We start from the raw sequence: 13,251 nt of genomic DNA, 5'->3' as shown, positions 1-13,251 counted from the left end.
TCTCGCTTTTTTGTTTTATATCATTTAGATACAAACCTTTTACATAGTATTAGAAATTAAGGTATAGGTTATACGTAAATTAGAATTTTTATTAAATTTTTTAAATTTTAGTGTTTTTTTAATGCGCATTGGACTTCTTTTGTCTAGAATGCTTTTATAGTATAATGAATCATAATCTATTCAAGAGGGTGAAAGAAATGAAATGCCCAAAATGTAGTTCAACGCATTCGCGTGTTGTTGATTCAAGACATGCAGATGATGCTAATGCAATTAGACGTAGAAGAGAATGTGAAAATTGTGGCACTCGATTTACGACATTTGAACATATAGAAGTAAGTCCATTAATTGTGGTTAAGAAGGATGGGACGCGAGAACAATTTTTAAGAGAGAAAATATTGAATGGACTTGTTAGATCATGTGAGAAGCGACCTGTACGTTATCAGCAATTAGAGGATATTACGAATAAGGTTGAATGGCAATTACGTGATAGCGGCCAAACAGAAATTTCTTCTAGAGATATTGGAGAACATGTAATGAATTTATTAATGCATGTTGATCAAGTATCTTATGTAAGATTTGCTTCAGTATATAAAGAATTTAAAGATGTTGATCAATTATTAGCATCAATGCAAGGCATCTTGAATGATAATAAACGGAGTGATATATAAATGAGTTTGCACTCATATGAATATGGTTTAAGCCCGCATGACGGTTATAAAGTGTATCGTCAGTTCCAATTTAATCATAATCATTTGGAGATACTTAATCGATTGTACATGCCCTTAATAGGTGCACAAGCTATAGGTACTTATCACTTTATGAACCAATTTGTGAACAGTGATGAAACATTAACGCATTATACAATCATGAATGAATTAAAATTGAATTTGGCAGAATTTCGTCAATATATGGATTTATTAGAAGCAATTGGTTTGATTAAAACATATGTAAATCACGATGAACAACAATCATTTTTCATTTATGAATTAGTACAGCCACCTACGGCATATCAATTTTTTAATGATCCTATGTTATCTGTTTACTTATATAATCAAGTTGATAAACAACGTTATAAAAGCCTAAAAAATTATTTTAAAAAGCAAGAACCTGATTTAAATGGCTTTCAACAAGTTACGCGCAAATTCACTGATGTATTTAAAGTACCTCATGCTAATGTTCCTATAGATGCATCATCAATAAAAAAAGAAAAGTCGTACAATGGTATTGATTTATCTAATGTGTCATTTGATTTTGAAATTTTAAAAGAGATGCTACGTAACCATTTTATTAGCGATGAAATTATTACTAAAGAAACCAAAGATTTAATAGTTCAATTGGCGACATTATATGGTTTAACAGAAGATGCTATGAAGCGTATTATTTTAAATTCAATAACAAGTAATCAACAGTTATCGCATGAAGAAATTAGAAAACATGCCCGTTCGTATTATTTGATTGAACATAATCAACAATTACCTGAGCTGGAACCAAAAGGTAGCAGTGAAAGCCAAAGTGAAGTTACTCATATTCGTCAAGCTACATCGTCAGAACAAGTCACTACAGATAATAATTGGTTGCAATTGTTAGAAGAAACGAGCCCAATTGATATGTTGACATCTTGGTCTGGGTCAGAGCCAACATTCCAACAAAAGAAAATGGTTGAAGAATTAATTGAAAGAGAAAAGTTAAACTTTGGTGTTATAAATATTTTGATTCAATTTGTCATGTTAAAAAATGATATGAAATTACCAAAGACATACATTTTAGAAATTGCATCAAACTGGAAGAAATTGGGCATTAAGTCTGCAAAAGAGGCATATGACTACGCATTAAAAGCTAGTGAGCAAAAAGCCGATTACAAAGGCAACGATAAATCTCAATCAAGAAAACGATATGCTAAATCTCGAGAAATCGTATCTAGAGAGAAAACGCCAAAATGGTTGAAAAATAGAGGACAGGAAAAACAGGAAAAAGCACTAACCAAAGAAGAACAGGAACGTTTTGAAAAAGAACGCGCTGCATTCCGTGAACAACTCATACGTGATTGGGAGGAGGATTAAATGAAGTCATTTAATAGTATTATCAAGGCAAATGGAGATTTAGAGAAACGAATTGCTAAGATCAAGCAGCAAGTCATAAATGACCCTGCTGTAAAAGTATTCTTAAATCAGCATCAATCTGAATTGACGAACGACATCATTGATAATGATCTGAATGTATTACAAGAGTATAAAGATCAACAAAAGATTTATGATGGTCATGATTACGAACACTGTCCGAATTTTGTAAAAGGACATGTTCCTGAATTATATGTGGAGAATCATAGAATAAAAATTCGTTATAATAAGTGTCCATGTAAAATTAAACATGATGAAGAAAAATTCAATGCGCATTTAATAACTTCACACCATATGCAACGCGATACATTAAACGCTAAGATGAAAGATATCTACGATTCAGATATACATCGACTAGCTATCGCTAAACATGCGAATGATATGTGCAAGCAATTAGTTAATGGCGAGAAGGTAAAAGGTATGTATATTCATGGTCCATTTGGAACTGGTAAGTCGTTTATCTTAGGTGCAATTGCAAACCAACTTAAAGCTAAAAGTATCGCCTCAACGATTGTTTATTTACCTGAATATATTCGTACGCTTAAAAGTGGTTTCAAAGATGGTAGTTACGAAACTAAGTTACAACGCATAAGAGAAGCTAATATATTAATGATAGATGATATTGGCGCAGAAGAAGTGACACCATGGGTGAGAGATGAAGTGATTGGTCCATTGTTACACTATCGAATGGTCCAAGAACTTCCAACATTTTTCTCATCAAATTTAAATTTTGACGAGTTAGAGCATCATTTATCGATTACGCGTGAAGGTGCAGAAGAAACGAAAGCAGCTAGAATTATAGAAAGAATTAAAACATTGTCAACACCATATTATTTAGATGGTAAAAATTTAAGAAATAATTGAAATTTAAAATAACTATTGTATAATTAAGATAAATCTTAATCATTGAAATAGTTGAAGATATGATAATTTAATCCATGTTATACAGCGAGCTAATATTTAGGATGAGAATTTAGCTAACATATTAAGTTATTACTCCTTCATTATTAGGTATTGGTAATCAATGCCCGGCTCAAGACCGTTATCTTAAGCAGAGATGTTTAGCAATTGCTAAATAACTAGGGTGGTACCACGACAAACTCGTCCCTTTTTTAGGGGGCGAGTTTTTTTATTTCAACGAAAATAGAATTTAATTACGGAGGTTTTATAAATGGATCAAATCAATGTTCAATTTCCAGATGGTAATTCGAAAGCGTATGATAAAGGAACAACAACTGAAGATATAGCACAATCAATTAGCCCAGGATTAAGAAAAAAAGCTGTGGCTGGTAAATTTAATAATCAAATGGTGGATTTAACAAGACCATTAGAAGAAGATGGAAGTATTGAAATTGTAACACCTGGTAGTGATGAAGCACTTGAAGTTTTACGCCATTCTACTGCACATTTAATGGCTCAAGCTTTAAAACGTTTATACGGTGATGTGAAATTTGGTGTTGGACCGGTTATAGATGGCGGTTTTTATTATGATTTTGATATGGACGAAAAAGTTTCATCAGATGACTTTGAAAAAATTGAAAAAACAATGAAACAAATTGTTAATGAAAATCATAAAATTGAACGCAAAGTTGTATCTAGAGATGAAGCCAAAGCTTTCTTCAAAGATGATCCATATAAATTAGAATTAATCGAAGCTATTCCCGAAGATGAGAGTGTAACGTTATATTCTCAAGGTGAATTTACCGATTTATGTCGCGGTGTGCACGTTCCTTCAACTTCTAAAATCAAGGAATTTAAGTTACTTTCAACTGCTGGTGCCTATTGGCGTGGAGACAGTAATAATAAAATGTTACAACGTATTTATGGTACAGCCTTTTTCGATAAAAAAGATTTAAAAGCACATTTAGAAATGCTTGAAGAACGTCGTGAACGAGATCATCGCCGTATTGGTAAAGATTTAGAACTATTCACTAATAACCAATTAGTAGGGGCTGGATTACCATTATGGTTACCAAACGGTGCTACAATCCGTCGTGAAATTGAACGCTACATTGTTGATAAAGAGGTAAGTATGGGATATGACCATGTTTATACACCTGTATTAGCAAATGTGGAGTTATATAAAACGTCTGGACACTGGGACCATTATAGAGATGATATGTTCCCACCAATGAAATTAGATGAAACAGAAGAGATGGTATTACGACCTATGAACTGTCCGCATCATATGATGGTTTATAACAATCGTCCACATTCTTATCGTGAATTACCTATTCGTATTGCTGAGTTAGGTACTATGCATAGATATGAAGCGAGTGGTGCTGTATCAGGATTACAACGTGTACGTGGAATGACATTAAATGACTCTCACATTTTTGTAAGACCTGATCAAATCAAAGATGAGTTTAAACGTGTTGTAAATATGATTCAAGAAGTATATAGAGACTTTGGCTTTGAGGATTATACATTTAGATTAAGTTACAGAGATCCTGAAGATAAAGAGAAATATATGGATGACGATGAAATGTGGAATAAAGCTGAAACTATGCTAAAAGAAGCGGTTGATGAGATGGGATTACCATACGTTGAAGCGATTGGCGAAGCGGCATTCTACGGTCCAAAACTAGACGTACAGGTTAAAACTGCTATGGGTAAAGAAGAAACATTATCTACTGCGCAAATTGATTTCTTATTACCAGAAAGATTTGAATTAACTTACATCGGTAGTGATGGTGAAAATCATCGACCAGTCGTTATTCATCGTGGTGTCGTTTCAACTATGGAACGTTTCGTAGCCTTCTTAACTGAGGAAACAAAAGGTGCCTTCCCAACATGGTTAGCACCAAAACAAGTTGAAATTATCCCAGTTAATGTAGACTTACATTATGATTATGCTAGAAATTTACAAGATGAATTAAAATCACAAGGTGTTCGTGTAGAAATTGATGACCGTAATGAAAAAATGGGTTACAAAATACGTGAAGCCCAAATGCAAAAAATACCTTACCAAGTTGTAGTAGGCGATAAAGAAGTTGAAAATAACGAGGTTAATGTACGTAAGTATGGTTCTCAAGATCAAGACACAGTTGAAAAAGATGAATTCATTTGGAATTTAGTTGATGAAATTCGTTTGAAAAAACGCAGATAGTCTTGATAAAAAAGACAGCATAATGTATATTACTATATAGTTAAATAAAAAAGAGTTAGAGGTTGCGTCTTTAATGAGTAACACTTCAGAAGTTATTAGGGAACGTATGTTGAAAGTGTGAAAGGTAAAGATGCCGAAATGAATGATATCCTTAAAGATCATTTGTTGGGACAGTTATCGAACAGAAACTGTACTGTCACAATTTGTGATGTGCTACCGAAATAGATTAAGCAAATGGTTGCATATCTTAAGGTATGCAACCATTTTTATATGCTTTAAAAAGTATTAAAAAATGGTTTGAAAGTATTGATTGAATGCGTTCATAATCATCGCATAACACAACAAAACGATTTTAGTTAGCCTCTACTGTAAGAAAGGGAGCTTCTATGAGAAAAGTAGAAAGTCAAAATGACGGTATCAAAAGAGGATTGAAAGATCGCCATATTTCTATGATCGCTATGGGAGGATGTATAGGAACTGGATTATTCATGACATCTGGTGGTGCAATACATGATGCTGGTGCATTAGGTGCTTTAATTGCGTATGCCATTATAGGTGCGATGGTGTTTTTCCTAATGACATCTCTTGGTGAAATGGCAACTTATCTACCGGTTTCTGGATCATTCAGTACTTATGCAACACGATTCGTAGATCCATCTTTAGGATTTGCGTTAGGATGGAATTATTGGTTTAACTGGGTTATTACAGTTGCAGCGGATGTTACAATTGCTGCTCAAGTTATTCAATATTGGACACCTATGGCTGGCATTCCAGCTTGGATATGGAGTTGTATTTTCTTAGTCATTATATTCGCTTTGAATTCTTTATCAGTGAGAGTTTATGGAGAAAGTGAATATTGGTTCGCATTAATCAAAGTCGTAACAGTTATCATCTTTATCGTCATTGGTTTGTTAACGATATTAGGTATCATGGGTGGCGAATTTGTAGGCTTTGATACATTTACTAAGGGTGAAGGACCTATTTTAGGTGGCAACCTAGGCGGCAGTTTATTATCAATTCTAGGTGTATTCTTAGTTGCTGGATTCTCATTCCAAGGTACTGAATTAATTGGTATAACTGCTGGAGAATCTGAAAATCCAGAGCGCGCAGTACCAAAAGCCATTAAACAAGTATTCTGGAGAATATTACTATTCTATATTTTAGCGATATTTGTTATTGGTATGTTAATTCCTTATGATAGCAATGCTTTGATGGGTGGCGATGACAATATTGCTACGTCACCTTTTACATTAGTATTCAAAAATGCTGGTTTAGCCTTTGCAGCATCATTTATGAATGCAGTTATTTTAACTTCTGTATTATCTGCAGGTAACTCAGGTATGTATGCATCAACACGAATGTTATATTCTATGAGTAAAGATAAATTAGCTTTCCATTCATTTGGTAAAACGAATAAATATGGTGTGCCATACTTATCATTATTTGCGACAGCGATTTTAGTTGTTATTATCTTCTTAGTCCAAAAACTAAGTGGTGACGCATATGAATATATTGTTGCTGCAAGTGGTATGACAGGCTTTATCGCATGGGTTGGTATTGCGATTAGTCATTATAGATTTAGACGCGCATTTGAAAAACAACATCACAGTAAGAGAGAATTAAAATATAAAGCAAAATGGTTCCCATTCGGTCCAATTTTTGCAGGGATACTTTGTGTGATTGTTATCATTGGGCAAGATGTTGATTTCATTAAAACAGGTCATTTTGATTTAAATCGATTTGTTATCACATACATGGGTATTCCAGTATTCTTAGTGTTCTTTATTTATCATAAATTAAGATATAAAACTAAGATGATTCCATTGGATAAAGTAGACTTAAGACAAGATGTATCAATGGATGAAGTAAAACATCATTAAATTAAAAATATTTGTTGACTTATACCACATACACTGATATGATTAATAACGTTGAATACGAAACGTACCAAGTAGAAACACCCGTTTCTCACCTGTAGCGACGCATCAAGCAGTTGGCAGGTTAATCATGTCACACATTATATGTGTATGAGAGAAGAGCGGGCATTCTATGTTCGCTCTTTTTGCTTGGAAAATTTCGTAAAATTTTGGGAGGTGTCAACCATAGCAAAAGATCAAACGCAAGTTAACGAAAAGATTCGCGCTAAAGAATTACGTTTAATTGGCCAAAATGGTGACCAAATTGGTGTTAAATCAAAACGAGAAGCATTAGAAATGGCTGAACGTGTTGAATTAGATTTAGTAGTTGTAGCACCAAATGCTAAACCACCTGTTGCGAGAATTATGGATTATGGTAAATATAAATTCGAACAACAGAAAAAAGAAAAAGAAATGAAAAAGAAACAAAAAGTTATCAATGTTAAAGAAATACGCTTAAGTCCAACTATTGAGGAACACGATTTCCAAACTAAGTTGAAAAATGGTCGTAAATTCTTATCTAAAGGCGATAAATGTAAAGTTTCTATTCGTTTTAGAGGTCGTGCAATTACGCATAAAGAAATTGGTCAACGCGTATTAGAAAAATTCGCTGACGAATGTAAAGATATTGCCACTGTTGAACAGAAACCTAAAATGGAAGGGCGTCAAATGTTTATCATGTTAGCGCCTGTTAACGAAAAATAATTCATTATTATTAGGAGGAAATGAATCATGCCAAAAATGAAAACTCACCGTGGAGCAGCTAAACGTGTTAAAAGAACTGGTTCAGGTCAATTAAAACGTTCAAGAGCTTTCACATCTCACTTATTCGCAAATAAAAACACTAAACAAAAACGTAAATTACGTAGAGCTAAATTAGTTTCTAAAAGCGATATGAAACGCGTAAAACAATTATTAGCTTATAAAAAATAATTGTCATTAATAAACGAACGATAAATCATTGTTATATCTAAGGAGGAATTTAATATGCCACGAGTTAAAGGTGGAACAGTAACAAGAGCACGTCGTAAAAAAACGATTAAATTAGCTAAAGGTTACTTCGGTGCTAAACACACATTATATAAAGTAGCAAAACAACAAGTAATGAAATCAGGTCAATACGCTTTCCGTGACCGTCGTCAACGTAAACGTGACTTCCGTAAATTATGGATTACACGTATCAATGCAGCTGCACGTCAACATGACATGAGCTATTCAAGATTAATGAACGGCTTGAAAAAAGCAGACATCAATATTAACCGTAAAATGCTTTCTGAAGTAGCTATTTCAGATGAAAAAGCATTCGCTGAATTAGTATCTAAAGCTAAAGAAGCTTTAAAATAATTGATTTATTAAAGGTGACTTTGAAGTCATCTTTTTTTGTTTTCAAATAATTAAAATTGAAATTATAAATCGTTCATGCACCTTTATTTGTTCTTTGGTGATTGAGTTTGATAAAATGCTAATTAAGAAATTATTGTAAGGAGAACACTATGTCTAAATATGATGAGCAAATTATAGTAGTACCAAGAGATATTCTTTTTGAAGAAGAATCAAATGCCTTTAATGGGTTTTTAACTAAAAATGATCCACAAGGCAAAGCAATATTTAATACTTTTTCTAAATATGAAGTTAAACGACGTGGAGATATGGAAGAGGACCCTTCATATAAACAATTAATTTCATATTGCTTACTAGAAAATGAAAAAAATGAATTGCTAATTTATAAAAGGTTAAGCGGTGGTGGAGAATCACGTTTACACGGTCAATCATCTATTGGTGTGGGTGGACACATGAATGATGTAATAGGCGCGAGTTCGATTAATGAAATTTTAAGAGAAAATGCTCAAAGAGAACTTGAAGAGGAAGTAGGATTAACTGAAGCCAATTCTCAAAACATGGAATATATCGGATTTATAAATGATGATACAAATGATGTTGGCAAAGTACATATTGGTGTAGTTTTTAAAATTAAAGTTAACTCAAATGATATTGAAGTTCGTGAAACAGATACATTAAAAATTCAATGGTTGGAGAAAGAAAGCATTGACAATTATGATGATTTTGAAACATGGAGTGCATTGATTTTAAAAGAGTTATAGGAGGGAGATGAAATGTCTGATATTATCCCTTTTCCGAAATTGCAACAAAAACTATATAAAGATATTAAAGTAGCACATAACAAGCAACAATATGAAATGCTATACCAATTATTTGAAAATTATGAGACACAATTTGAATTAGACGAAACACTAGCTTTAATTAAATGTAATATGCTGTATCATTTAAATTCTTTTTTGGAGTTAAGAGAAGAGGCTATTGTACTCTTGAAAAGAGGGATTCAACAATATGATGACTTAATGTTATATTACATCAAGGCGTTAAATGGTCTTGGACAGTACTATGAATCCGTCAATGTTATAAATCAGATCATAGATGAAGTTCAAAGTCATAAAACTAGAATGGCGCTATTCCCACTAAAAGAATATGCGCAATCACAGTTGAATGAAGATAAACATATAACTAGTCAAATGTTAGCTAAATTCAACACCTTGAACCTAAACGAACAAATTCAATTAATTCTTAAATTGATTGATAATGGCCACTATGAATTTAAAGAAACCATTGCCTTTTTGCTAGCCAATGAGGTAGAAGCAGATAATTTAAAGAGTTTAATGATCGAATTCTTAAGGTTTGCTGGATATCATTCAGCGATTTCGATAAATAAGATGGGTCACGACATTAAAGTTATTCCATCTGAGCTTAATGGCTTAGAACATACTGAACTTAAAACTCAAGTCATTCCTAAAGTCATTGATCGTTTAGAGAATGGCGCACTAAACATCATAGATGAAGCCATACATGCAATGAATAACCATGCTATATTATTATATCCACTTAATATATATGAATTATTTGATTATGAAGATTGGATTGTGGGATATGATGTTTATTTTAAATCAATGATTGGTATAGAAAATACGGAAGCTAATTTAGACGTATTAAGTTTTATTCATCAACTTGATGGTCAACTTTGAGCAAATTATTTTATAATATTAAATGAATTCGTTAAAGTTAGATTATTGAAATTTAAAAGTGTTTTAAAGCCCTATAAAAGACTGTTTGTGTCCGTATTGGACGTGTGCTATAATAGGGAAGTTGAAAAAATAAAAATGTAATCATGGAGGTATTTATACATGACAGCAACTTGGGAAAAAAAGGAAGGTAACGAAGGATTATTAAAAGTTACAGTTCCAGCAGAAAAAGTAGACAAAGCATTAGATCAAGCATTTAAAAAAGTAGTTAAACAAATTAACGTGCCTGGTTTCCGTAAAGGTAAAGTGCCTCGTCCTATCTTTGAACAACGTTTCGGTGTAGAAGCATTATATCAAGATGCAGTAGACATTCTATTACCTGAAGCTTATGGTGAAGCGATTGATGAAACTGGTATTAACCCAGTAGCGCAACCTGAAATTAATGTTACACAAATTGAAAAAGGTAAAGATTTCGAATTTGAAGCTACTGTAACGGTTGAACCAGAAGTTCAATTAGGTGATTACAAAGGTTTAGAAATTGAAAAACAAGATTCAGAATTAACTGACGAAGATTTACAAGAAGCAATTGACCACAGCTTAGGTCACTTAGCTGATATGGTAGTTAAAGAAGATGGCGCTGTTGAAAATGGTGATACAGTGAATATCGACTTTGATGGCTATGTTGACGGTGAACAATTTGAAGGTGGACAAGCTGACGGTTACGATCTTGAAATCGGTTCAGGTTCATTTATCCCTGGATTTGAAGATCAATTAGTAGGCGTTAAAAAAGGTGAAGAAAAAGACGTAGTTGTTACATTCCCTGAAGAATATCATGCTGAAGAATTAGCTGGTAAAGAAGCTACTTTCAAAACAAAAGTAAATGAAATTAAATATAAAGAAGTACCAGAATTAGATGACGAAATCGCTAATGAATTAGATTCTGAAGCTAATAGTGTTGATGAATACAAAGAAAACTTACGTGAACGTTTATCAGAACAAAAAGCTGAAGAAGCTAAAAATGTAGAAAAAGAAGAAGCAATTAACAAAGCGACTGATAATGTAACAATCGATATTCCTCAAGCAATGATTGATACTGAATTAGATCGTATGGTTCAAGAATTTGGTCAAAGAATTCAACAACAAGGATTAGACTTACAAACTTATTTCCAAATTTCAGGTCAAGATGAGTCTCAATTAAGAGAACAAATGAAAGATGATGCTGAACAACGCATTAAAACAAACTTAACACTTTCAGCAATTGCAGATAAAGAAAATATTGAAGCAACTGATGAAGATATCGATAAAGAATTAGAAAAAATGAGTAAACAATTTAATATCTCTGTAGAAGATATTAAAAACACTTTAGGTAATACAGACATCATTAAAAATGATGTACGTATTCAAAAAGTTATTGACTTACTTAGAGACAATGCTAAATACGTTGAATCTACAAAAGAAGACAAATAATAATTCATTGTTAAATTAATAATTAAAATTTAAAGTAGCAGGTGCATCAATATATGTAACCTGCTACTCTATGTTTTAAGCATTTTAGTTGTTAACCATGAATTTGCATTGTAGAATGCTATCTAGTATAGTCGTTTGAGAATAGAGGTGTAAATGAATGTTTAAATTCAATGAAGATGAAGAAAATTTAAAATGTTCTTTCTGTGGTAAGGACCAAGACCAAGTTAAGAAATTAGTCGCAGGAAGTGGCGTATATATCTGTAATGAGTGTATCGAATTATGTTCAGAAATTGTGGAAGAAGAGTTGGCTCAAACGACTTCTGAAGAATTTACTGAACTGCCTACACCGAAAGAAATTATGGATCATTTAAATGAATATGTTATTGGTCAAGAAAAAGCTAAAAAATCTTTAGCAGTAGCTGTATATAATCACTACAAACGTATTCAACAATTAGGACCTAATGAAGACGAAGTCGAGTTACAAAAAAGTAACATTGCGTTAATAGGACCAACTGGTAGCGGTAAAACTTTACTCGCACAAACATTAGCCAAAACGTTAAACGTTCCATTTGCAATTGCAGATGCTACAAGTTTAACAGAAGCTGGCTACGTTGGTGATGACGTAGAGAATATTCTATTACGATTAATTCAAGCAGCCGACTTTGATATTGATAAAGCTGAAAAAGGTATTATCTATGTTGATGAGATTGATAAGATTGCTCGAAAATCTGAAAATACGTCTATTACACGTGATGTATCTGGTGAAGGTGTTCAACAAGCTTTACTTAAAATTCTTGAAGGCACGACTGCTAGCGTGCCACCACAGGGCGGACGTAAACATCCAAACCAAGAATTAATCCAAATTGATACAACGAATATCTTATTCATTTTAGGTGGTGCGTTTGATGGCATCGATGAAGTTATTAAACGTCGCTTAGGTGAAAAAGTAATTGGATTTGCAAGTAATGAGGCGGATAAATATGATGAAGAAGCATTTTTAGAACAAATTCGTCCAGAAGATTTACAATCATATGGTTTAATTCCTGAGTTTATCGGACGTGTGCCAATTGTTGCTAACTTGGAAACATTAGATGTAGAGGCGCTTAAAAATATTTTAACGCAACCTAAGAACGCTTTAGTAAAACAATATACTAAAATGTTAGAACTTGATAATGTCGAGTTAGAATTTACAGAAGAAGCATTAGCTGCTGTAAGTGAAAAAGCAATTGAACGTAAAACAGGTGCTCGTGGCTTACGTTCTATTATTGAAGAAGCATTAATTGATATCATGTATGATGTGCCATCATCAGAAGATGTAACTAAAGTCGTAATTACAGATAAAACAATTAATGATGAAGTTGAACCAGAACTATATGACGCTGAAGGCAACTTATTGAATGATAGTAAAACATCTGCTTAATTAAATATATTGCTTAATATGCTTTAATCATTCACAGTCACCAGTGTTAAAGAAATTGAAGACAATTATAAATTGGAGTGGGACCTCGAATTCAATTTGAATTCCGTTCCACTCTTTTTAATTTGAGTAATTGTTTGTTTAGAAATATCACAATATATATTATAATGAAACAGTTAAAATTAATTCT

General features: G+C 32.7%; 12 protein-coding genes, 1 riboswitch and 1 other annotated feature. All 12 genes read left to right on the top strand.

Going from position 1 to position 13,251, the window contains the following annotated elements:
• Nucleotides 1-197: 197 nt before the first annotated feature.
• The 12 genes from nrdR to clpX all read left to right on the top strand — a co-directional run bounded on the left by nrdR (nucleotide 198) and on the right by clpX (nucleotide 13,064).
• Nucleotides 198-668, top strand: coding sequence for a transcriptional regulator NrdR (nrdR, locus tag JVV30_RS05905; RefSeq protein WP_037551021.1), 471 nt, complete (start codon nucleotides 198-200; stop codon nucleotides 666-668).
• Nucleotides 669-2,060: a replicative helicase loading/DNA remodeling protein DnaB gene (locus JVV30_RS05900; protein ID WP_204193655.1), complete on the top strand. Its 1,392-nt coding sequence runs from the start codon at nucleotides 669-671 to the stop codon at nucleotides 2,058-2,060.
• Nucleotides 2,061-2,981 carry a primosomal protein DnaI gene (gene dnaI, locus JVV30_RS05895; RefSeq protein WP_070855718.1) on the top strand — a complete coding sequence of 307 codons (921 nt, stop codon included), beginning with the start codon at nucleotides 2,061-2,063 and terminating at the stop codon, nucleotides 2,979-2,981. It begins immediately after the preceding gene.
• A 307-nt stretch (nucleotides 2,982-3,288) separates the two neighbouring features.
• The gene (thrS, locus tag JVV30_RS05890) at nucleotides 3,289-5,226 is read left to right on the top strand and encodes a threonine--tRNA ligase (RefSeq protein ID WP_070855719.1); all 1,938 of its coding nucleotides are present in this window, start codon (nucleotides 3,289-3,291) and stop codon (nucleotides 5,224-5,226) included.
• A gap of 48 nt (nucleotides 5,227-5,274) precedes the next feature.
• Nucleotides 5,275-5,450, top strand: a riboswitch (Lysine riboswitch).
• Nucleotides 5,451-5,612: 162 nt separating this feature from the next.
• Entirely contained in the window at nucleotides 5,613-7,106 is a 1,494-nt protein-coding gene (locus tag JVV30_RS05885; RefSeq protein ID WP_053029598.1) for an amino acid permease, read from the top strand.
• A 63-nt stretch (nucleotides 7,107-7,169) separates the two neighbouring features.
• Nucleotides 7,170-7,297, top strand: a sequence feature (ribosomal protein L20 leader region).
• 22 nt (nucleotides 7,298-7,319) lie between these two features.
• On the top strand, nucleotides 7,320-7,847 hold the full coding sequence (gene infC, locus JVV30_RS05880; protein WP_053029651.1) for a translation initiation factor IF-3: 528 nt from the start codon (nucleotides 7,320-7,322) through the stop codon (nucleotides 7,845-7,847).
• A gap of 27 nt (nucleotides 7,848-7,874) precedes the next feature.
• Nucleotides 7,875-8,075, top strand: a complete 201-nt coding sequence (gene rpmI, locus JVV30_RS05875) for a 50S ribosomal protein L35 (protein ID WP_070855720.1) — start codon at nucleotides 7,875-7,877, stop codon at nucleotides 8,073-8,075.
• Between the two features lie 54 nt (nucleotides 8,076-8,129).
• Nucleotides 8,130-8,486 carry a 50S ribosomal protein L20 gene (gene rplT / locus JVV30_RS05870; protein WP_011275545.1) on the top strand — a complete coding sequence of 119 codons (357 nt, stop codon included), beginning with the start codon at nucleotides 8,130-8,132 and terminating at the stop codon, nucleotides 8,484-8,486.
• 149 nt (nucleotides 8,487-8,635) lie between these two features.
• A complete protein-coding gene (locus JVV30_RS05865) occupies nucleotides 8,636-9,244 on the top strand; it encodes an NUDIX domain-containing protein (protein WP_053029597.1) in 609 nt (202 codons plus the stop codon).
• Nucleotides 9,245-9,256: 12 nt separating this feature from the next.
• Nucleotides 9,257-10,180 (top strand): hypothetical protein, encoded by a 924-nt coding sequence (locus JVV30_RS05860; RefSeq protein ID WP_070854901.1) that lies wholly within the window; start codon nucleotides 9,257-9,259, stop codon nucleotides 10,178-10,180.
• Between the two features lie 159 nt (nucleotides 10,181-10,339).
• The gene (gene tig / locus JVV30_RS05855; RefSeq protein ID WP_070854902.1) at nucleotides 10,340-11,644 is read left to right on the top strand and encodes a trigger factor; all 1,305 of its coding nucleotides are present in this window, start codon (nucleotides 10,340-10,342) and stop codon (nucleotides 11,642-11,644) included.
• A 157-nt stretch (nucleotides 11,645-11,801) separates the two neighbouring features.
• Nucleotides 11,802-13,064: an ATP-dependent Clp protease ATP-binding subunit ClpX gene (gene clpX / locus JVV30_RS05850; RefSeq protein WP_204193654.1), complete on the top strand. Its 1,263-nt coding sequence runs from the start codon at nucleotides 11,802-11,804 to the stop codon at nucleotides 13,062-13,064.
• Nucleotides 13,065-13,251: the final 187 nt, after the last annotated feature.

Origin of the sequence: Staphylococcus sp. GDY8P47P, from assembly GCF_016892225.1 — a bacterium.
GTDB classification, from domain to species: domain Bacteria; phylum Bacillota; class Bacilli; order Staphylococcales; family Staphylococcaceae; genus Staphylococcus; species Staphylococcus borealis.
The sequence above is the reverse complement of the archived record's forward strand: the minus strand, read 5'-3'. Positions and strand labels throughout refer to the sequence as shown.

What these genes read in the sequence shown, in the direction of transcription:
- nrdR (WP_037551021.1), top strand. Translation starts at nt 198, where the DNA reads ATGAAATGCCCAAAATGTAGTTCAACGCATTCGCGTGTTGTTGATTCA.
- JVV30_RS05900 (WP_204193655.1), top strand. Translation starts at nt 669, where the DNA reads ATGAGTTTGCACTCATATGAATATGGTTTAAGCCCGCATGACGGTTAT.
- dnaI (WP_070855718.1), top strand. Translation starts at nt 2,061, where the DNA reads ATGAAGTCATTTAATAGTATTATCAAGGCAAATGGAGATTTAGAGAAA.
- thrS (WP_070855719.1), top strand. Translation starts at nt 3,289, where the DNA reads ATGGATCAAATCAATGTTCAATTTCCAGATGGTAATTCGAAAGCGTAT.
- JVV30_RS05885 (WP_053029598.1), top strand. Translation starts at nt 5,613, where the DNA reads ATGAGAAAAGTAGAAAGTCAAAATGACGGTATCAAAAGAGGATTGAAA.
- rpmI (WP_070855720.1), top strand. Translation starts at nt 7,875, where the DNA reads ATGCCAAAAATGAAAACTCACCGTGGAGCAGCTAAACGTGTTAAAAGA.
- rplT (WP_011275545.1), top strand. Translation starts at nt 8,130, where the DNA reads ATGCCACGAGTTAAAGGTGGAACAGTAACAAGAGCACGTCGTAAAAAA.
- JVV30_RS05865 (WP_053029597.1), top strand. Translation starts at nt 8,636, where the DNA reads ATGTCTAAATATGATGAGCAAATTATAGTAGTACCAAGAGATATTCTT.
- JVV30_RS05860 (WP_070854901.1), top strand. Translation starts at nt 9,257, where the DNA reads ATGTCTGATATTATCCCTTTTCCGAAATTGCAACAAAAACTATATAAA.
- tig (WP_070854902.1), top strand. Translation starts at nt 10,340, where the DNA reads ATGACAGCAACTTGGGAAAAAAAGGAAGGTAACGAAGGATTATTAAAA.
- clpX (WP_204193654.1), top strand. Translation starts at nt 11,802, where the DNA reads ATGTTTAAATTCAATGAAGATGAAGAAAATTTAAAATGTTCTTTCTGT.